Below are 19,843 nucleotides of genomic sequence, written 5' to 3' on the forward strand. Positions count from 1 at the left end.
GCATATGCGTGGCATCGCTGTTAATCCTTGTATGCCAGCAAGCGCAGCGCGTTAATGACCACCACAATGGTTGAGCCCTCGTGCACCAATACCGCCAGGCCAATACCAGCCCAGCCAAACAGGGTGGCAGGAATCAACACTGCCACCACGCCCAGCGACACCCACAGGTTCTGCCGAATAATGCGTCGGGATGCGCGGCTCAACGCTACTGCAAACGGTAGCCTGGAAAGATCGTCAGCCATCAGTGCTACGTCTGCGGTTTCCAGCGCTACGTCGGTGCTAGCGCCACCCATGGCGATGCCGACCGTTGCTCGCGCCATGGCTGGCGCATCGTTGACCCCATCGCCAACCATGGCAACCTGCCCGTAGCGGGCCTCGAGCTCTTCCATGGCCTTGACCTTGTCTTCCGGCAGCAATCCCGCTTTCACTTCGTCCAGGCCAACCGAGTTGGCGATAGCGCGGCCAACGCCCTCGTTGTCTCCAGTGAGCATGATGGTTTTCTGAATGCCGAGTTGATGCAGGCGCTCCAGCACCCCGCGCACCCCCTCGCGCGGCGTGTCAGCCAAGGCCACCACGCCGAGGAACTGCCCATCCGCCTGGATCAACATGATGGTTTTACCTTCGGCTTGCAGGCGCAAGGCATGTTGCTGAACTACTTCAGGGATGGATTCGCCGTCAAACAACTTGGCGTTACCGATAGCTATTTTTTGTCCCTCAAAGTCGGCGCGCACTCCTTTTCCGGTAACGGCTTCGACTTCTCCGGCTTCGCTCCAGCTTAAATCGCGGTTTTTTGCTTCCGTCGCCACCGCCTGCGCAAGGGGATGAGCGCTGCGGCTTTCTACAGCGGCGGCAACGGTCAGCAGACGCGCCTCGTCGCCGACGACGGCGACAACATCAGTCACCTTGGGTTTGCCGACGGTCAAGGTACCGGTCTTGTCGAAGGCGATGGCCGTGAGCACGCCAAGATTTTCCAGATGGACACCACCCTTGATCAGCACGCCGCCGCGCGCTGCGCGGGCTATGCCTGACAGCACGGCCGACGGGGTTGCTATGGCCAGCGCGCAGGGTGATGCCGCTACCAGAACCGCCATGGCGCGGTAAAAGGATTCGGCAAAAGGGAAGCCGAACAGTGGTGGCAGAACAATGAGCAAACCGGCACCCACCAGCACTACGGGCACGAAGATCCGCTCAAAGCGGTCGGTGAAACGCTGCGTGGGCGATTTTTGCGTCTGCGCCTCGGCCACCATTTTTACCATGCGCGCCAGCGTACTTTCCTGCGCCAGCTTGGTCACCTCGACCGTCAACACGCCTTCGCCATTGACCGTGCCGGCGAAAACCTTGTCGCCCGCTTGCTTGTCCACCGGCATAGATTCGCCGGTGACCGGAGCCTGGTCCACCGCCGAGTTCCCGGATTCCACCTGACCATCGGCGGGGATGCGTTGACCGGGCTTGACGATCACCCGGTCGCCACGCTGCAGTTCCTCGACCCGCACCTCCATCTCCAGACCATTGCGCTGCACCATGGCTGTTTTCGGGGCAAGTTCCGCCAGCGCCTCAATCGCCTTGCGTGCGCGGTCCATGGCCATATGTTCCAGCGCGTGCCCCAGGCTGAACAGGAACAGCAGCAAGGCGCCTTCCTCCCAGGCGCCAAGCGCAGCCGCCCCAGCCGCCGCGACCAGCATCAGGGTGTCGATGTCGAACTGGCGCTTGCGCATACTCTCCACAGCTTCCCGCAGCGTGTAGAACCCACCCGCAGCGTAGGCACCAAGCAACAGTCCGAGCGATAACCCGCGAGGGGCGTCAGCACGGCCAGCCAGCCAGCCAGCGAGCAGCAGCAAGCCCGCGCAGCCGCTAAGAATCAGTTCACGATGGCCGGCGAACCATCCCGCCTCGGCAAGCTCGGGCAAGTTCGGTTTCATTTCTTCAGCCATCGTGCTACTCCTTCTGATGCCATTAATTTCTACGGGTGTGGTGAATGGTTAATTGCTACTGTGGCCCGGCGCACTTCGGGCAGGGGGTTCCGGGACCGCAGCCACCTGCGTTGTTGTCCATTGAATGCCCCAATATCGGCTCCAGAATTCCATGGCCTGCTCCTTTGAATCAATTTAATGAAAATACTGGCGATGCCAGGCCAACAGTAGCTACCCGGGATGGCTGTGGTCATCAGATTTTTGGCTGAGGCGCTTCCAACCGGGCAGGTGGTGAAGAGACAGGGTTGCAAAAAGCAGCACTCCCGTGACAATTGCCAATACATACATGCCGAAAGCGCTGGCCATGCCGACTGCCGCTGTCGCCCAAAGGGTTGCGGCAGTCGTCAGTCCTGCGACACCTCCTTTGCCCTGAAAAATGACCCCCGCCCCGATGAAGCCAATGCCCGTGACAACCTGCGCAGCAATACGGGTGGGATCACCGCCGACGTGGACAGAGATCAGACTGAACGCACAAGCGCCCATTGAAATTGCCATGTAGGTTCGAATGCCCGCATCGCTGGCATGACGCTCCCTTTCCAAACCAATCAAGCCACCGATCACTGCAGCAAGAATCATTCGGGAGGCATAAAGAAGTTCAGTGTTGACATCCATTTTTTTCCTTTCCCGAGGACAGGCTTTGAATACCATCGGTTTGGCAGAAAAACACGGTGAGCCCTTCGCTAAAAGAGGCTCGGTTCACAAGCAAAACCCTTGATAGCAAGGGTGTCAACATCGAATACTGATCAAAAAATGGGCACTGCATTAACGATGTTCACAACATAGACCCACCCGGAATTGGCCTGCCCCGTACGCCCCGAGGCGACAATGATTTTCACCAATTCGTCGACATGATCGTCGCCGCAGTGAAGCTCCAGTTTGTACTCGTTAATAACCTCATCACCGAGGTCAACCGAATAGCGACGCTCGCCATCGTCCAGCGGAACCAGCGACCCCTTCACCATATAAACAGTCAGGTTGTGTTCACCGCTACCCACAGCCGTCCATGCCACAGAGCTCTTGAGGGCGCTGATGACTTCTGCAATCCGATTGCGATGGATGTAGGCCTTGATTTCTTTCATGATGAAGCTCCTTCACTGGCGCTAAGTTTTTGCGCGTTACGCTCAGCCCGAAGCTCGGACCACTCATAAAAAAGTGGAAGTAACAGCAGAGTCAAGGCGGTTGATGTAAACAAGCCGCCCACCACCACAGTGGCCAGCGGACGCTGGGTTTCAGCGCCAACTCCAGTGGATAGAAGCATGGGAACCAGACCAATGATAGCCACCGAGGCCGTCATCAGCACGGGCCGTAGCCGCAACTCAGCGCCCCGGCGTACCGCGTCCCTGATGGACAAACCTTGGCGCCGCTGGTCATTTAGGAACGTAACCATCACAATACCATTGAGCATGGCCACCCCGAATACCGCGATAAAGCCAATGGCAGAGGGAACCGACAGGTATTGACCTGTGATGAACAGGCCCACAATGCCGCCGATGATGGCGAATGGCACGTTGGCGATGATCAGCGTTGCGTGACGCACGGAATTAAATGCCGTGTACAGCAACATGAAGATCAGGCCAATGGTCAATGGAACGATCACTGCCAGGCGGGCCATCGCACGCTGCTGGTTCTCAAAGGCGCCGCCCCATTGAAAGTAATAGCCTGTCGGTAATTTGACCTGCTCCGCGATCTTGGCGCTGGCCTCCTTCACAAAACTGTCTACGTCACGGCCCTTCACGTCCATCTGCAGCACCGAGTACCGCTGCAAGGCCTCGCGCCGGACAAACGAGTAGCCTTCATCCAGCTCAATGGTCGCAACCTGCGAGAACGGCACCAGCGCTCCTTCTCCGGTGCGTATGGGGATGGCGCCGATGCTTGCCGGGCTGGCCCTGAAAGCGTCGGGCAAACGCACTGTAATGTCGAATCGTTTGGTGCCGTCAATCAGGGTAGAAACAGCTTCCCCACCTATACCGGCCTTGACCACTTCAAGGACGTCGTTCACATTGATGCCGTAACGAGCTGCGGCCTCTCGATTGACCTTGATTACAAGTTGAGGCTTGCCCTTGTTCGCCTCCGCAGACAAGTCTGCCACGCCAGGGACTTTGCCCAACACACCCTGTAGCTCCCCAGTCAGCCGGTCTAAGGTACCGAGGTCTTCACCGTAAAGTTTCAGCGCGAGAGTGGCACGTACACCGGAAATCAACTCTTCAACACGGGACTGGATGGGCTGGCTGGCTCCGATAACAGCAGTGGGAACCACCTTCTCCATGGCCTCCTGCATTTCCGATGCAAGAGCGGGATAAGACACCTTTTCTGGCCAATCCGACTGAGGTTTGGTCGCTATCAGTATTTCCATGTAGTTGACGTCGGTGGTTTCACCACCCTCAGCCCGGCCTATGGTTGCCAGGACAGACTCGACCTGCTTGGGGAATTGCTTCTTGAGCTCTGTACTGATGACGTTGGACACGCGAATGGACTCGTCAAGGGACGTGGAAGGAATACCGGTCACCCGAAACAGTATGGTTCCTTCTTGAAGTTGCGGCATGAACTCCTTCCCAAGGAAAGGAAACAACGCCAGCGACACAAGAAGCAGCCCTAGCGCCGTACTGACAACCAGCTTTTTACGCTCCAGTGCCCAATCAAGCAGCGGAAGGTAGACCTTTTTGGCCCAGCGCACGATAAAGGTGTCACGCTCTTCCTTGGGTTTCAGGATGAGTGCCGCCAGTACCGGCACCAGCGTCATGGACAGCAGGAGCGAACCCGCCATTGCAAACGAAATCGTGAATGCCATTGGCTTGAAAAGCTTGCCTTCCAACCCTGTGAGGGAGAACAACGGCATGAACACCACGATGATGATCAGGATGGCGAAGGCGATAGGGTTCATCACCTCGCGCGCGGCTTCAAGGATCAGGTGAGTTTTCTTGATCGGTTTACCGGATTCCTTGGCATGAGCTAGCAGCCGGAAGGCGTTTTCGATCATTACGATGGCACCGTCAACCATCATCCCGGTGCCAATGGCCAATCCGGCAAGCGACATCAAGTTGGCCGTTACCCCAAACTGTTGCATGAGAATGAACGCAATCAACATGGCCATCGGCAAGGTCACGATGACGACGATAGCGGAGCGGAAATCCCCCAAGAATAGGAACAGGATGATCGCTACCAGAACTGCGCCCTCTATCAATGAGTTTTGAGCGGTGCGCAGTGCCTTGTCCACGAGATCAGTACGGTCGTACACCGGGATCAGCGACACGCCCTTTGGCAGGGCTGCCTGTGCGAGGGCCAGCTTTGCTTTCACGGCTTCGACAACATTCTTCGCATTTTCATTGACCCGCGACAGCGCCATTCCAAGAACAGCCTCCTGACCATCCCGCGTGACCGCACCAAACCGGGGCGCTGCGGCTTCCTTCACATCAGCGACATCACGTACAAAGATCGGCGCACCATTGCGCTCGGCCACCACAATGCTCGCGATGTCGGTGGTCCCTGTCACCAGGCCCAATCCGCGAACCAGGTATTGCTCGGAGCCAAGATTGATGGATTGTCCACCCACCTGCTTGTTGTTTGCAGCCAGACTGTCCATGACTTGCCTGAACGTCAAGCCATACTTGATCAATTTATTGGGGTCAATCTGCACCTGGTACTGCTTCTGGTCGCCGCCCCATGAAATCACATCATCCACCCCTGGGGCGGTCCGCAGGATCAGCCGCACGGTCCAGTCATGCAGCGTTCGCAGATCCATCGCGCTTAGCTTTTTGTCTGCAGATTCGATGGTGTACCAAAACACCTGGCCCAGACCGGAACTGTTGGGACCCAGGACAGGCTCACCATAACCTTCGGGCAACCGGCCTTTGACATCCTGGAGTTTTTCGCCAACGAGACGACGCGCAAAATAGATGTCGACGTTGTCCTTGAAATAGATGCCAACATAGGAAAGGCCAAACAGGGAAACCGAGCGAACTTCTTCCACATTGGGCAAACCTGCCATTGCACCTTCGATAGGCGTCGTGAGCAGTCTTTCAACGTCTTCTGCGGCGAGACCGGGTGATTCCGTATAAATATTGACTTGGACAGGTGTCACATCCGGGAAGGCGTCCACAGGTACGTTCCGGAAAGCTTGTACACCGAGGCCGACCAGCACCGCGAAAGCGACGAGAACGAGTACTTTGTAACGCAGGGATGCGTCAACGATTGCATTGAGCATGATGTTTTATCCTTGGCTCAATGGGCATCGCCGATTTGCGACTTCAGCATTCGCGCTTTCAATGCATAAGCACCTGCTGCGACGACCTGGTCTTTCGGTTTCAAGCCAGACTTGATAACCGTACGTCCTTGCAGTTTTTCTCCGGTCTCAACAGCGCGTGGCTGGAAACCGCCTCCTTCGCTTACAAAAACCGTCGGTTGCCCCTGAAGCAGCAAGATGGCGCCGTCAGGCACTGAAATCGCTTCCAGTTGCCCACCAGTCGCGATGTTTGCCGTGGCGAACATTTCCGGTTTGAGACGGCCGTCTTTGTTAGGCACCTCGATACGCGCAGCGATCGTGCGGCTGTCCTTGTCCAGGACATTGGCTATGTATGCCACTCGGCCGTTAAAGCGTTCGCCTGGATAGGCACCCACGGTCACGGTCGCTGCAGCACCAGTTTTCACTTTCGAGAGAAGCTGATCAGTAAGGTTGGCTTCAATCCATACCTTTGACAGGTCTGCAATAGTGAAAACGGCATCGGCTGGCGATCCGAGTTCACCTATCGTGGCTTTCTTCTGAATCACGGTGCCCGCAAATGGTGCCGTCAGCGCAAATGTGGACTGTGCCCTGCCGCTCGCGCTGGCGGAACCTCCGAGCAATCGCAACCGATCACTTGCTGCGCGGGATTCCGCACTGGCGCGCTCAAGCTCACCACGCGCCCTGAGCAATTCCTTTTGCGGGATGATTTCTTCTGCGCTGAGTGACTCTGCACGTTTGAAGTCGGCCTGAGCAACCCGCTCAGACGACTGCGCACGCAGAAGTGCAGATTGCGCCTCGCCAATCGCCAGACTGTCCATGATCGCCAATGACTGCCCGGCGCTGACGTTATCCCCAAGACTAGCCGACACGCTCACAATCCGGCCTTCGACGCGCGGCGCAATTTTGGCAATTCGATCCTGATTGGGTCGAATGGTTGCGGTCATGCTTACGAAGTCCTCGAAAGTGCGAGAGTTGACTTCTTCAAGTTTGATCCCTGCCCGCTCCTGCTCTTCCGGAGTCAGTTTCAAGCCCTTTTTTTCTTTGGCTGCCTCGCCTTTGGCTTCTTGCGTGGCAGGCTCAGTTCCCTTTGCAGATTTGTCCCCGCATGCGCCCAAGACGAGCAGTACAGCCAGCAGCACAGAGACGCCTATAGGACGGTACGAAGAGGAAATATTGGTAAATTTGAAAGTGTTCATGATGAATCTCATTCTTTGGGCCAACCCGCTTCGAGCTCCAGGGCTGCGCGGGTACTGTGGTATTCAGATAGCGCTTCGATGAGGTCGCGGCGAGCATCGAGCGCCTGACGGTTAACGACGATCAGCTCCAGCAGGCCGATCTGCCCCGCCTGGCGGGACTTGACGGAAAGACTAAGGTTTTCGGTCAGGGCGGGTAGTACAACCTCCTGTAGTCGGCGCACGCGTTGCTCCTGGCTGGACAGCCTCGACCAGAGAGACGCCACGTTGGCTCTCACGTCCCGCTGCGCAGCCTCCCGCTCAATTTGTGCATGGGTGGCCTCGCTGGAAGCCTGACCGATTCCTGTGGCATTGCGCTTGAACAGTGGCAGGGGCACAGTGACAGAAATGGTGGTGAGTCTCTCGCGGGCGACGCTGGAACCTTCCCGGCCTGCGTTCACCCCCACCGTCACGTCGGGGTAAACACTCGCGCGCTCCAGACGATATCGGGCATTGGCGCTTTTTTCGCGAGCGGCCAGTGCCAGTAGGCGAGGTTGGGCATCCAGACTGTTCGAGAGGTCGTTCAGTGCAAAGCCCATGGCCTGTGGTGTCAGTTCTCCCTGTGCCTGCGGCAGGGCTGAACCCACTAGCTGAAGGCGCGCAGCAAGCTCGTTGCGTTCTTCGTTTAACTGCTCTTGTGCTTGTGCCAACTGGTTACGAGCGCGCTCCGCTTCCACCAGGGCGACGTTTGCGTCGAGCTTGGTGTCTTCACCGGCGCTACGGCGCTTTTGAACTGCGGCTGCAGCATCGTTAAACAACTTGAGTGCCTGTGCTTCTAGGTCCACGCGTTGCTGCAATGCCAACACCCGATAAAACCGGGCAGAAACATCGCTTCGAATTTGCCGCTGGGTATCGACGATTTCATAACGGAGCGCTTCCAGAGCGGAAGCAGCCGTTTCACGTCGAAAGCCGCCTTGACCGCCTGTTTCAAAGGCCTGGGACAGCCCTCCATTCCACTCGTTACGGCGCTCAGTGCTCATCCCAACTTGGGGCACCACGCGCCTGGTCTTGTCCAGCGAAAGTTGAGGATTGTTAAATAGCAGAGACTTGGCGTCAGTGTTGAAACCCTCTGCAGCGGCAAGTTGTGCTTGCTTGGTGCGCAAGGACGGATTGGCCAGTGCGGCTCTAACAAGCGCTTCGGGGAGGGTCAGCGGCGCCAGATCAGTCGCAGGAGCGTCTGTAACGCTGACAACCTGGGTGACTTGGCCGAAGCCGGGGGCAGATAAAAAAAACAGTGTGCAGGCCAGCGCCAGCGTTTTCGGTTGCATCGAATTCTCCTAGTTGTAAAAACAAAGGGGGAGAATCCGGCGGAAGGCTCGCTACCGGAGGGTAGCTAAAAAGAGGGAAGCGTTCTCGCCGGATCAGGCGGCGAGATTCCACTTAGGTCGTTCGATTAAATCCGGCAGTCCGAAGCGCGTCGGATGCGTGTCAGGCGGTAGATAAATCGATGGAATGACAACGGGCAAGTTTAGCGTGGTGCTTGTAGGGGGCTGGGCGCACCCGCTGTGGCAATAGCCACAATCGGGGTCATAACCGTCTGAAAAAGAAGTCGCCGCCTCAGTGCTTTGGCCAGACACCTTGTGCACATGCGCGTGATGCCCCAAGTGGCTGACCTTGTCACCTTTTTCATGAGCACAGTAGCTCGCTGCCGCTCCCCAGGCAAACTGGAAAGGCAGAAACACCATAAAAAAGATGACGAGATAACGGCGCATAAAAACAGTGTATCAGTGACTCGATCTAAGATCGACTGTCGGGTCACTTGGCTTTGGCGCGGAGCAGGCGAAGACCATTTCCCACGACCAGCAAACTGGCCCCCATGTCCGCGAAGACGGCCATCCACATGGTGGCGCTACCGAAAACGGCGAGCACCAGGAATACGCTCTTGATGCCAAGAGCCAAAGTGATGTTCTGCCAGAGGATGGCGTGGGTACGTCTGGACAAGCGCACTGTCTCTGCAACCCGCTGCAAATCGTCGTTCATGATGACGACATCGGCGGCTTCCATCGCCGTGTCTGTGCCCGCCGCACCCATGGCAAAGCCGATGTCAGCTTGCGCCAGCGCCGGCGCGTCGTTGATTCCGTCGCCAGTCATGCCCGTGGCGCCGTAACGCTGTTGCATGTCCTTGATGGCGTCGAGTTTGGCTTCCGGCAGCATGTCGCCCCGCGCTTCATCAATACCGGCTTCGGCGGCGATTGCTTTGGCTGTGGCGGTGTTGTCACCGGTGAGCATCACCGAGGAAACACCCAGCGCTTTGAGGTCAGCGATGGCCTGCCGGGACGTCTGGCGGATGGTGTCAGCCACGGCAAAGAAGGCGATAACGCGACTTTCATCCGCCAGCAAACTTAACGTCCGGCCTTGTTGCTCATGCTTGGCCAGTTCTGCTTCAAGGTCGGTGCCGCACAGGCCACGCTCATGGATGAGGCGGTGATTGCCCAGGACCAGGCGCTGACCATTGACGATACCCTCTACGCCCCGGCCTGGCAACGCCTGGAAATTTTCCACTGGCAGGGCTTCCACGCCCAAGCCGCTCACGATGGCTTTCGAAACAGGGTGGTCGGAGCGTGATGCCAGAGTAGCCGTCAGTTGTTTGCTGGAGACTTCGTCAGCTTCGCCCCATACGCGCCAATCCACCAGCTTGGGTTTTCCTTCAGTGATGGTTCCGGTCTTGTCCAGCGCAACCACTTTCAGCAAGCGTGCCTCCTCAAGGTAGGTTCCGCCCTTGATCAGGATGCCCCGACGCGCAGCGGCGGACAAGCCACTCACCACCGTGACGGGCGTGGAGATCACCAGTGCGCAGGGGCAGGCGATTACCAGCAGCACCAGTGCCTTGTAGATCGCCTCCATCCAGCTTAAGTCCATGAGAAAAGGCGTGAGCGTTGCCACTGCGATAGCAATGGCAAAGACAGCCGGGGTGTAGATGGCGGCAAAGCGATCGACAAAGCGCTGCGTCGGTGCGCGGGTGCCCTGGGCCTGCTCTACGGCGTGAATGATGCGGGCAAGGGTCGTATCGCTGGAAGCCGCGGTCACGCGGAATTCAAGCTCACCGGTTTCATTGATCGTCGCGGCAAACACAGGGTCACCGGGTGCTTTGTCCACCGGAATGCTTTCGCCCGTGATGGGGGCCTGATTGATCGCTCCGTTGCCTTTGGTCACGATGCCGTCGAGGGGTACGCGTTCACCGGGTTTGATACGAACCGTTGCGTCCATGGGTACGGAGGCCACGGGCGTCTGAACCCAAGTGCCGGCGGGTGTGAGCATCATGGCCTGGTCCGGGGCCAAATCCAGCAGGCCCTTGATGGCGTTTCGCGCACGATCCACGGCCCTGGCTTCAATCAATTCGGCAATCGCGTACAAGGCCATCACCATGGCGGCCTCTGGCCATTGACCAATCAGGAACGCCCCGGTCACAGCAACCGCCATCAGGGCATTGATGTTGAGCTTGCCGCGAAGCAGGGAAGCCAGCCCCTTTTTATAGGTGTCCAGGCCCGCCAGCCAAATGGCCAGAGCAGCCACGGCCATGCCGGCAATTTTCCAGGGCAGCTCTTGCGGTGCAAAAAAAGAGATTGCTTCGGCGCCCGTGGCCAAAAGCAGGGCCATGGCCAGACGAGTCAGGCCGCCCGCCAGGCCTTGCGTGCCAGCCGCAGGAGCGTGATCATGATCCTCTGGGTTTCCCGGCACTTTGGCGGCGCTTTCCAATAGCGGCTGGGGGTCGTAGCCTGCTTTGCGAATTGCGTCGAGAGCAAGCGGTAAGGCTTCTTGAGCTGCGTCAATTCGGAGCGTGCGAGCGCCGAGCTGAAATCCCAATGATCGAATGTCCGCAATCGGTTCCAGGGCGCGCCGGATGTCAGCTTCTTCCGCACTGCAGTCCAAGGTGGCAATGCGGAAATATCGGCCCCTGGCGCTGGACGGAGGCAATGGCGACTCGGTATTGGCGGGCGGGGCGGTACTGCTGTCTACTGCGCAGCATGCGTCGGCCGGGGTGGATGTTCTGGGAGTAGTCATGGCATGATTGGAAACCCTCAAGTCACTTCAAGGTCAAGCGATGCCTGTTTCAAATCCATCCCAAGCGCGGGGTCATCAGATTGGCGCGGCCGCGCGGCACAGCGGCGTCAGCCCGGCCAACATCCGTTTTTATGAGAAGGAAGAGCTGCTGAGGCCGCATGGGCGCGGCGACAACAGCTATCGTTTGTATAGCGAGGGTGACGTGCACCAGCTACGTTTCATCCGCCTGTGCCGGGCCATGGACATGTCGCTTGATGAAGTTCGCACCCTGCTCGGGCTGGACCTGAACATCAAGACCGATTGCGCGGCGGCACGCGACGCCCTTGACGGGCACTTGGGCCATGTTCGCGCGCGACTGGCGGAGTTGAAGGCGCTGGAAAAGGACCTGAAAGCCTTGCGCAACCGCTGCGACGGCAGCGACACGCATTGCCACATCATTGAGGCCTTGCACCAATTGGCCGATGCGCAGGGTGCAGGCATTGCCGCGCCAGCAGCAAGAAAGCGCCATGTTTAGCGATGACATCCATCGCTGAGCAGCCTGCATATGATGAGTGATCACCGGATATAGGAGTTTTCATGCAAGCCAAATCGCATTGGGACGAGGTCTACAGCACCAAGTCCTCCAACACTGTCAGCTGGTACCAGCCGCATGCCACCCTGTCTCTGGAGGTGATTCGTGGCGTGGCACGGGACAAGTCGGCGCGTATCGTCGATGTTGGTGGCGGCGCCTCCAGCCTGGTGGACGACCTGCTGGCTGATGGCATGACGGAGGTGAGCGTGCTTGATATTTCCGGCGCCGCGCTCGACGTGGCGCGCCGGCGCCTGGGCAAACAGGCCGCGCGGGTGAACTGGATGGAGGGCGACATCACCACCGTCGCGCTGAAACCAGCCAGCATCGACATCTGGCATGACCGGGCTGTTTTTCATTTCCTCACCGATGCAGCGGATCGCGCTGCCTATGTGGCGCAGGTACGCCGCGCCATGTGTCCGGGCGGCCATGTCATTGTGGCCGCGTTCGGGCCCGAGGGGCCGCTGGAATGCAGCGGCTTGCCTGTCGTGCGGTATGCGCCGGATGCCTTGCATGCCGAGTTCGGTGGCGCGTTCGAGCTGATCGAGCACATGCAGGAAGACCACCACACGCCTGCCGGGCTGGTGCAGCATTTTGTGTATTGCCACTGCGTGATGCACTGAAGGCACCGATGCCTGAACGGGGCTGCACATGAGCGCGCTGGCACAGCCGGGCGTGCTCGCCACCTTGCTGGCGGCGGCGCTGTTCGGCGCCGGCACGCCACTGGCCAAGCTGCTGCTGGCCCAGACCAGCCCTTGGTTGCTCGCTGCCTTGCTGTACCTGGGTTCTGGCCTGGGTTTGTTCGTCTTGCGTCTGCTGCGCAAGGCGCCGCCAGTGCAATTGCCGCGTGGGCAAGGCAAGTGGCTGGCGGGCGCGGTGCTGGCCGGGGGCATGGCCGGCCCGGTGCTGTTGATGGTGGGCCTGTCGGGCATGCCGGCATCAAGCGCTTCTTTGCTTCTCAATGCCGAGGGTGTGTTCACCGCCTTGCTCGCTTGGTTTGTTTTCCGCGAAAACTTTGACAAGCGTATTGCGCTGGGCATGCTGGCGATTGTGGCGGGCGGCGTGGTCTTGTCATGGCCGGGTCAGGCGCGTCTTGAAGAGTTGTGGCCGGCGCTGGCGGTGGTGAGCGCTTGCCTGGCCTGGGCCGTGGACAACAACCTGACACGCAAGGTGGCTTTGTCCGACGCCTCGTTTATCGCCATGGTTAAGGGGCTGGCCGCAGGGGCTACCAATCTGGTGCTTGCGTTGGCGCTGGGGGCGGCCTGGCCCGGCGTTCCCGTGGTGCTTGCTGCCGCCGTGCTGGGCTTTGCAAGTTATGGCGCCAGCCTGGCGCTGTTTGTGATCGGCCTGCGCCACCTAGGCACGGCCCGCACCGGGGCGTATTTTTCCATCGCGCCCTTCGTTGGCGCCGCTGTTGCCATTGCGCTTTTGGGTGAGCCTGTGTCTCTGCCGCTGGTACTGGCAGGGACATTGATGGCTTGGGGTGTCTGGCTGCATTTGACGGAAAGCCACCAGCATTTTCATACGCACGAAGCGCTCGAACACAGCCATGTGCATGAGCACGGCGGGGACGATTTGCACCACGACCATCTGCATGAGGACGCCACGGCGCCGGGCACGCGTCATGCCCATTCACACCGCCACACGACGATTGCGCACACACATGCACATTTTCCCGACGCGCACCACCGTCATCCCCATTGAGCGCAGATCGGTGTCCCGTCGGCAACATCGTGTGGCGGGTAAAGCTACTTGCCGCTCACTCCGACGCTTTCTTCGTTTGTAGGTGCAGTGCTGCCAGCCGCTCAGCCATTACCTCGGCGTCGGTATACCCATTCGTCAACATCTGCGCTTGACCATTCACGACGGCAAGCAAGGTCGGGAAGCCGCGCACGCCCCAGCGCTGCGCCTGCGCAAAGTCCTCACGCGTGCGCTGCCGCATCGCTTCGCTGTCAAAGTCGCGTAAAAAGTCGATGTGGCCCCAGGCTTCCTTGGTGCGGCCGTGCACTTCGTCCCAGATCTCACCGAGCACGGCGGCCTTGGTCGTGTCGCGGCCGTCGGCGTAAAACGCCTGCTGGGTCGCGTGGTACATGGCCAGCGCGAGCTGCGGCGCATGTTCGCGCACGGTGACCACGGCGCGGCAGGCCGGCTCGGTGTTGTAGATGAAATCCTCGCGTTCAAACAACGCTGGCGAAAACCGCTGGCCAGAGCGCTGCGCCACGTTGGCCCAGGCCCCGCGCAGTTTGGTTTTCAGTGCATCGTCCATCACCTGGGTGTTGTAGGCGCGCAGGCCGCCGAGCAAGAGCTCCACTTGCAGAGTCGGAAAACGCGCCAGCAGTTGGCCCAGCGGCACGCCAAAGCCGTAACACCAGGAGCACATCGGGTCACCGATGTAGACCAGCGCCACAGGAGCGGAGGTAGTGTTCATGCGGTATCTCCTTTGCCCAACTGGTGCTGCGCATGGTCCAGCCACTGCTGTAGGCTGTCCAGCAGATCCTTCTGGCTGAAGGAGCAACTTTCTTCGCAGAACAGCGCCGCCGACTCCAGCCGGTCCAGCAACTGCTGCAGCACGGTCGCAAATTGTGGCGGCAACGCGGCCAGCAAGACAGTCTGATTTTGCGCCAGTCGTGAAAAAGCCGCCACGGCCAGCGTGTCGCCGCGTAGTTGTTGCAGTGCGTCGGTCAGTGCGGCGAGTTGATGCTGGGCAGGGTGCATGGCCATCAGGATGCCACAGTGGCGCGCGGCCGTGCCTGCGCGGGTTCAAAGGCCAGGGTCAGCAGGGCCAGCAGGCAAAAAGCCACGCCAACCCAGCCGAGATGCGCCAAGATGGCGGTGGCCACGGCATAGGCGGTCATGGCCTGCCCGGCCGCCGCAACGCTGATGTCCAGCGAGCCAGCCAGCGGCACCAGAATGCCGCCCAGCACAAACGCGCCGCTGCCAATCACGAGGTTGCACAGCGCGAAGAGGTAGAGGACGGGCGGCATGGCGGGGCGGGTCACTTGCAGAAATTATGAGTCAAATCGTGCTGTAGCCCATATCGGACGCGCGCAAGCAGCTATCAAAATGAGAGCGACTTTGAGGTCGGTCTATTGCCTGGGTCAGGTTTGCAAGGATTGTGCCGCAGGGTTGCGATGTGTGCAGAGGGCGGCTAATCCAGCTTGGCACCTGACGCCTTGACGGCTGCAGCCCAGCGCGGCATTTCGGCGGCCAGGAAAGTCGCAAAGTCCTCGCTGCCCATGAAGGCCGGATCGGCCCCCTGCGTCACCATGCGGTTGCGGATGTCCGGGCTGACCATGACCTGTTTGAAAGCGTCGCTGAGTTTGGCCGTCACGTCTTTGGGCAGGCCGGCGGGCGCCAGAAAGCCGTAAAAACCGACCACCTCAAAGCCCTTGAAGCCCGATTCGATGACGGTCGGAATGTCCGGCAGCGCGGGATTGCGTTCCTTGCTGGTCACGGCCAGTGCGCGCACCTTGCCCTGCTTGTGGTAACTCGCCGCCTGCGGAATCGACTCGCCCATGAACTGCACCTGCCCGCCCATCAGGTCGGTAAAGGCCGGTGCGCTGCCGCGGTAGGGAATGTGCACCATGAACAGGCCGGCGGCGTTCTTGAACATCTCAGGCACCAGGTGGCTGATGCCGCCATTGCCGGCCGAGCCGTAGTTGACCTGGCCCGGACGCGCTTTGGCGTAATCCACAAACTCCTTGAGCGTGGTGACCGGCAGCTTGGGGTTGACCAGCAGCGCCAGCGGCTGCATGGTGGTGCGCGCAATCGGTGTGAAGTCCTTCAGCGTGGCGTAGGGCAGCTTGCTGTACAGCGCCGGGTTGATCACCATCACGCCGGTATTGGCCAGCATCAGGGTGTAACCGTCGGGTGCGGCCTTCATCACGTCCTGCGCGCCGACGGTGCCGCCGGCGCCCGACTTGTAATCGATCACGATGGGCTGGCCCAGCACCGCCTGCAGCCGCTCGGTCAGCAGCCGCGCATGCTGGTCCAGCGGCCCGCCTGCGGGAAAGCCGATGACCACACGTATCGGTTTTTCGGGAAAGGCCGCAAAAGCCCCTGAACTGAGCGCAACGAGCAGAGCCGCCAGGGCATGCCGGGGAGTGAACATGGGTATCTCCTTTTTTTGAAATAGTGGCCCATGATAAACAGCGTCGCGCACGCGACGCCGCTAGCGTCTTCCCCGATGCCCTGCTGGCCGGGGCACGTTACGCTAGCGCCAAGGAGACACCATGCACCGCGCCCATTTCAAGTTCTGGCCGAAACGCCTGCCCCACACCATCACGCCGCCCACCACCTCGCTGTGGCACAACCTGGTGGTCAGCGCCCTGCGTTTTCCGGAGAAGGCCGCGCTGGTGTTTTTTGGCCGCGTGTTCACTTATGCCGAAGTGCTGGACAAAGCCGAACGCCTGGCCGCGACGTTGCATGCCCTGGGCGTCAAAAAAGGCGACCGCGTGGTGCTGGACATGCAGAACTGCCCGCAGTGGGTGATTGCCCACTTTGCCATCCTGCGCGCCGATGCCGTGGTGGTGCCGGTCAATCCAATGAACCGCGCCGAGGAGCTCAAGCACTACATCACCGACCCGGATGCCAAAGTCGCCATCATCGCGGCCGACCTGGCGCCCGAGCTGGCGCGCGCCAATGCGCAATTGGCCCCGGCCGAACGCCTGCAGCACATGATCGTCACGCATTACAGCGACGCCTTTGACCTGCAGGCCGAAGGTGCTGAAACGCTCCCGCCCGCCTGGCAGGAGTGGCTGGGCACGCGGCATGCGCTGGCGGCACCCGACGGCGGCGCGGTCACTGACTGGGCCGATGCGCTGCGCGGCGATGTCGCGAAGCTGCCCGCGCACAGCGCCACGCCGCAAGACCTGGCGGTGCTCCCCTACACCAGTGGCACCACCGGCCTGCCCAAGGGTTGCATGCACACCCACGCCAGCATCATGCACAACGCGGTGGCCAGCGGCCTGTGGGGCAACAGCACCTTTGAAAACGTGGTGCTGTCGGTGGTGCCCATGTTCCACATCACCGGCATGGTCTCGGTCATGCATGCGGCGATTTACGGTGGCGCCACCCTGGTCGTGATGCCACGCTGGGACCGGGAGCTGGCCGGGCGGCTGATCTCAAAGTGGCGCGTGACGCACTGGACCAATATCCCGACCATGGTGATCGACTTGCTGGCCAGCCCGAATTTCGCGAATTTTGATTTGAGTGGCCTGGTCTATATCGGCGGCGGTGGCGCGGCCATGCCGCAGGCCGTGGCCCAGCGCTTGTGGGAGCAATACGGCCTGCGGTTTGCGGAGGGTTACGGCCTGACCGAAACCGCCGCGCCCTCGCACAGCAACCCGCCGGACGCGACCAAGCAGCAGTGCCTGGGCGTGCCCTTTGTCGGCGTGGACGCGCGGGTCATTGACCCCTTGACGCTGCAGGAAATGCCGCAGGGCGAGCAGGGCGAAATCATCATGTGTGGGCCGCAGAATTTTGCAGGCTACTGGAAACGGCCCGAGGCCACGGCCTCGGCTTTCATCGACTTCGAAGGCAATCGCTTTTTCCGCTCCGGCGACCTCGGGCGGGTCGATGAGGACGGCTATTTCTTCATCACCGACCGCCTCAAACGCATGATCAATGCCTCGGGCTTCAAGGTCTGGCCAGCCGAGGTCGAGGCACTGATGTTCAAACACCCGGCCATTCAGGAGGCCTGCATCATCTCCACCCGCGACGCCTACCGCGGAGAAACCGTCAAGGCGGTGGTGGTGCTGCGTCCGGCCGCGAAGGGCGCTACCTCCGAAGAAGACATCATCGGCTGGTGCCGCGACAACATGGCGGCCTACAAGTACCCGCGCGTCGTGCAGTTTGTCGATGCCTTGCCCAAGAGCGGGTCGGGCAAGGTGATGTGGCGCACGCTGCAGGAGGCAGAGGCACCGGCAGAAGCCGCGCAGAAAGTTTGAATCAAAAAGGCTGTTGGCCCTTATGGAATCAGCGTAACAAGCTATAAAAACAATAGCAAAACTGTACGGCCAGCTAACCGCCCGCCGTCAGCCGGCGTGGTGTGATCTCCACCGACTGGTCCCCGGTACTTATCCACACCGTGCCGTCCTGTACCGTCACCTGCAGTTGCATGGTTCGGTTGGCCAGTTTGGCCAGCGCCTGGCTTTGCGCCGCATCGATCTGCCAGACCACCAGGTTGGACGCACGTGTCAGCTTGCTTTCCATGGTTTTCCACCACACCGGTGTGCTGCTGGCAAAGCTGTAGGCGCTGACGCGTTCAGCCCGACCAGCAGCGCGCATCAGGCGCTTGTCGTCGGGCTGGCCGACGTCGATCCAGTGCAGGATGCTGTCGGTATAGTCCTTGTGCCAAAGTGCGGCCTCATCAACATCCCACAGGTCCTTGGCAAACTCCAGCTTGCCACGCTCCTCGTCGGCCGTGACGTGGAGCGCGAAGGCCAGCAGGCGGATCATCATGCGTTCGTCGGCCTCGGACGGGTGCCGTGCAATCGTTACGTTGTGGTCGGCGTAAACGCCGCGGTCCATGTCGGCAATGGCGAGTTGGGCTTTGTAAATGGTGGCTTTGAGTGCCATGGTTTTCTCTGCGGGATCGGGTGGTGGAGGCTGTATTGGAACAGACCAGCATGGACGGGGTACTCTGGCTATAGTCATCCCATGATCCGACTGTCTGTTCTTGACCAATCGGTGGCCGTGACCGGCCGCAGCGCCGATGCCTCCATCCGTGAAACCCTGGCCCTGGCCCAACACTGCGAGGTGCTTGGTTATGAGCGCTTTTGGGTCAGCGAGCACCACAGCCACCCCACCATCGTCGGCAGCGCGCCCGAGGTGTTGATGGCGGCGATTGCCGCGACCACGCAGCGCATACGCATAGGCAGTGCCGGCGTGATGCTGCCGCATTATTCGGCGCTCAAGGTCGCAGAGCAGTTTCGCGTGCTCGAAGCACTGGCGCCGGGGCGCATTGACCTTGGTGTTGGGCGCGCGCCGGGCTCGGACGGGCGCACCGCCCAGTTGCTCAATCCGCAGGCGCGCAGCGCGGCTGATCACTTTCCGCTGCAGGTGCGTGAGCTGCAGGCCTGGGTCGGCGGCAGCGACTTGCCCGAGGGTCATCCGGGCCGGGGCATCACTGCCGAGCCCGGTGGACCGACCGCGCCTACGCTGTGGATGCTGGGCAGCTCCAACTACGGTGCGCAACTGGCGGCGCATTACGGCCTGCCCTATGCGTTTGCGTATTTCATCACCGACGGGCAGGGCGCTGAAGAAGCCATCGCGATGTACCGCAACATGTACCGGCCCAGCCTGCAACATCCGCAGCCCCAGCCCGCGCTGTGTGTCTGGGCACTGGCCGCCGACACCGAAGAGCGGGCCTGGCAGGATTTTTCCAGCCGCGAGCGCTGGAAAATAGATCGCAACCGTGGCGCCCTGGGCCCGCTGCAATCGCCGGCCGAAGTGGCGCTGCGGCCCTACAGTCCTGCGGAACAGATGCAGGCTGAGCAGCTCAGGCGCACGTCGCTGGTGGGCAGCGGTCCACAGGTCGCCCAAAAATTGCGTGCCTTGTCAAAGGCGCTGGAGGTCGAGGAACTGGTGGTCATCACCTGGGCCCACGATCCGGCCGTGCGCAGGCGCTCTTATGAATTGCTGGCGGCACAATTCTGTGCAGCCCCAGCCCGCGCCGGCTGACCCTTCAAAAAAACTTTCAACCTATACCAGGAGATGCTATGGATGCCTCCCTGCCCACGGGCAAGGAATTGAGACTGTTGAACGCCAAGGGCATGAACAGCCGTCGATCAGGAAGAGAGACTTCGAGTAATCGAGGTGGATCCTCTGATGGATACGGCATCAAAGTGCC

Annotated in this window: 18 protein-coding genes; 5 read left to right on the forward strand and 13 right to left on the reverse strand. The window is 60.2% G+C overall.

Translation table 11 applies throughout. From position 1 onward, the window contains the following. Positions 1-20 precede the first annotated feature (20 nt). The 8 genes from Q8O29_RS11695 to Q8O29_RS11730 form a co-directional block, all read right to left on the reverse strand. On the reverse strand, positions 21-1,931 hold the full coding sequence (locus Q8O29_RS11695) for a heavy metal translocating P-type ATPase (RefSeq protein WP_305562947.1): 1,911 nt from the start codon (positions 1,929-1,931) through the stop codon (positions 21-23). A 210-nt stretch (positions 1,932-2,141) separates the two neighbouring features. Then, complete coding sequence (locus Q8O29_RS11700) at positions 2,142-2,582, reverse strand: MgtC/SapB family protein (protein ID WP_305562949.1); 441 nt, start codon at positions 2,580-2,582, stop codon at positions 2,142-2,144. Positions 2,583-2,713: 131 nt separating this feature from the next. Continuing rightward, positions 2,714-3,049, reverse strand: a complete 336-nt coding sequence (locus tag Q8O29_RS11705) for a P-II family nitrogen regulator (RefSeq protein WP_305562951.1) — start codon at positions 3,047-3,049, stop codon at positions 2,714-2,716. Continuing rightward, positions 3,046-6,171 carry an efflux RND transporter permease subunit gene (locus tag Q8O29_RS11710; RefSeq protein ID WP_305562953.1) on the reverse strand — a complete coding sequence of 1,042 codons (3,126 nt, stop codon included), beginning with the start codon at positions 6,169-6,171 and terminating at the stop codon, positions 3,046-3,048. Before Q8O29_RS11710 ends, Q8O29_RS11705 begins: the two co-directional genes overlap by 4 nt. 17 nt (positions 6,172-6,188) lie before the next feature. Further along, positions 6,189-7,385 carry an efflux RND transporter periplasmic adaptor subunit gene (locus Q8O29_RS11715; protein WP_305562955.1) on the reverse strand — a complete coding sequence of 399 codons (1,197 nt, stop codon included), beginning with the start codon at positions 7,383-7,385 and terminating at the stop codon, positions 6,189-6,191. An 8-nt stretch (positions 7,386-7,393) separates the two neighbouring features. Then, positions 7,394-8,689: a TolC family protein gene (locus Q8O29_RS11720; RefSeq protein WP_305562957.1), complete on the reverse strand. Its 1,296-nt coding sequence runs from the start codon at positions 8,687-8,689 to the stop codon at positions 7,394-7,396. Between the two features lie 93 nt (positions 8,690-8,782). Beyond that, complete coding sequence (locus Q8O29_RS11725) at positions 8,783-9,133, reverse strand: hypothetical protein (RefSeq protein ID WP_305562959.1); 351 nt, start codon at positions 9,131-9,133, stop codon at positions 8,783-8,785. Between the two features lie 43 nt (positions 9,134-9,176). Beyond that, positions 9,177-11,423 carry a cation-translocating P-type ATPase gene (locus Q8O29_RS11730; protein ID WP_305562961.1) on the reverse strand — a complete coding sequence of 749 codons (2,247 nt, stop codon included), beginning with the start codon at positions 11,421-11,423 and terminating at the stop codon, positions 9,177-9,179. Between the two features lie 40 nt (positions 11,424-11,463). Here Q8O29_RS11730 and Q8O29_RS11735 point away from each other — a divergent pair, with 40 nt between their 5' ends. The 3 genes from Q8O29_RS11735 (at position 11,464) to Q8O29_RS11745 (ending at position 13,695) form a co-directional block, all read left to right on the forward strand. After that, entirely contained in the window at positions 11,464-11,937 is a 474-nt protein-coding gene (locus Q8O29_RS11735; RefSeq protein ID WP_305562963.1) for a Cd(II)/Pb(II)-responsive transcriptional regulator, read from the forward strand. A 62-nt stretch (positions 11,938-11,999) separates the two neighbouring features. Then, positions 12,000-12,614: a class I SAM-dependent methyltransferase gene (locus tag Q8O29_RS11740; protein ID WP_305562964.1), complete on the forward strand. Its 615-nt coding sequence runs from the start codon at positions 12,000-12,002 to the stop codon at positions 12,612-12,614. Positions 12,615-12,642: 28 nt separating this feature from the next. Then, entirely contained in the window at positions 12,643-13,695 is a 1,053-nt protein-coding gene (locus Q8O29_RS11745) for a DMT family transporter (protein WP_305562966.1), read from the forward strand. Positions 13,696-13,750: 55 nt separating this feature from the next. On the opposite strand, the gene Q8O29_RS11750 is transcribed toward Q8O29_RS11745, so the two are convergent. From Q8O29_RS11750 to Q8O29_RS11765, 4 genes are all read right to left on the reverse strand, one after another. After that, a complete protein-coding gene (locus Q8O29_RS11750) occupies positions 13,751-14,419 on the reverse strand; it encodes a DsbA family protein (protein ID WP_305562968.1) in 669 nt (222 codons plus the stop codon). Then, positions 14,416-14,706 (reverse strand): hypothetical protein, encoded by a 291-nt coding sequence (locus Q8O29_RS11755; protein WP_305562970.1) that lies wholly within the window; start codon positions 14,704-14,706, stop codon positions 14,416-14,418. Before Q8O29_RS11755 ends, Q8O29_RS11750 begins: the two co-directional genes overlap by 4 nt. A 5-nt stretch (positions 14,707-14,711) precedes the next feature. Then, positions 14,712-14,990, reverse strand: a complete 279-nt coding sequence (locus Q8O29_RS11760; protein ID WP_305562972.1) for a hypothetical protein — start codon at positions 14,988-14,990, stop codon at positions 14,712-14,714. A 149-nt stretch (positions 14,991-15,139) separates the two neighbouring features. After that, positions 15,140-16,102 carry a tripartite tricarboxylate transporter substrate binding protein gene (locus Q8O29_RS11765; RefSeq protein WP_305562974.1) on the reverse strand — a complete coding sequence of 321 codons (963 nt, stop codon included), beginning with the start codon at positions 16,100-16,102 and terminating at the stop codon, positions 15,140-15,142. A gap of 121 nt (positions 16,103-16,223) precedes the next feature. On the opposite strand from Q8O29_RS11765, the gene Q8O29_RS11770 reads away from it, so the two are divergent. Then, positions 16,224-17,939, forward strand: coding sequence for a long-chain fatty acid--CoA ligase (locus Q8O29_RS11770; protein WP_305562976.1), 1,716 nt, complete (start codon positions 16,224-16,226; stop codon positions 17,937-17,939). Between the two features lie 73 nt (positions 17,940-18,012). Here the strand turns inward: Q8O29_RS11770 and Q8O29_RS11775 are convergent, their stop codons facing one another. Continuing rightward, positions 18,013-18,570, reverse strand: a complete 558-nt coding sequence (locus tag Q8O29_RS11775) for a YaeQ family protein (protein WP_305562978.1) — start codon at positions 18,568-18,570, stop codon at positions 18,013-18,015. 84 nt (positions 18,571-18,654) lie between these two features. Between Q8O29_RS11775 and Q8O29_RS11780 the strand changes: the two genes are divergently transcribed. Beyond that, the gene (locus tag Q8O29_RS11780) at positions 18,655-19,674 is read left to right on the forward strand and encodes an LLM class flavin-dependent oxidoreductase (RefSeq protein ID WP_305562998.1); all 1,020 of its coding nucleotides are present in this window, start codon (positions 18,655-18,657) and stop codon (positions 19,672-19,674) included. The last annotated feature ends 169 nt before the right edge of the window (positions 19,675-19,843 follow it).

The sequence above is a fragment of the Polaromonas sp. genome (assembly GCF_030689685.1).
In the GTDB taxonomy this organism is placed as follows: Bacteria; Pseudomonadota; Gammaproteobacteria; order Burkholderiales; family Burkholderiaceae_C; genus Polaromonas.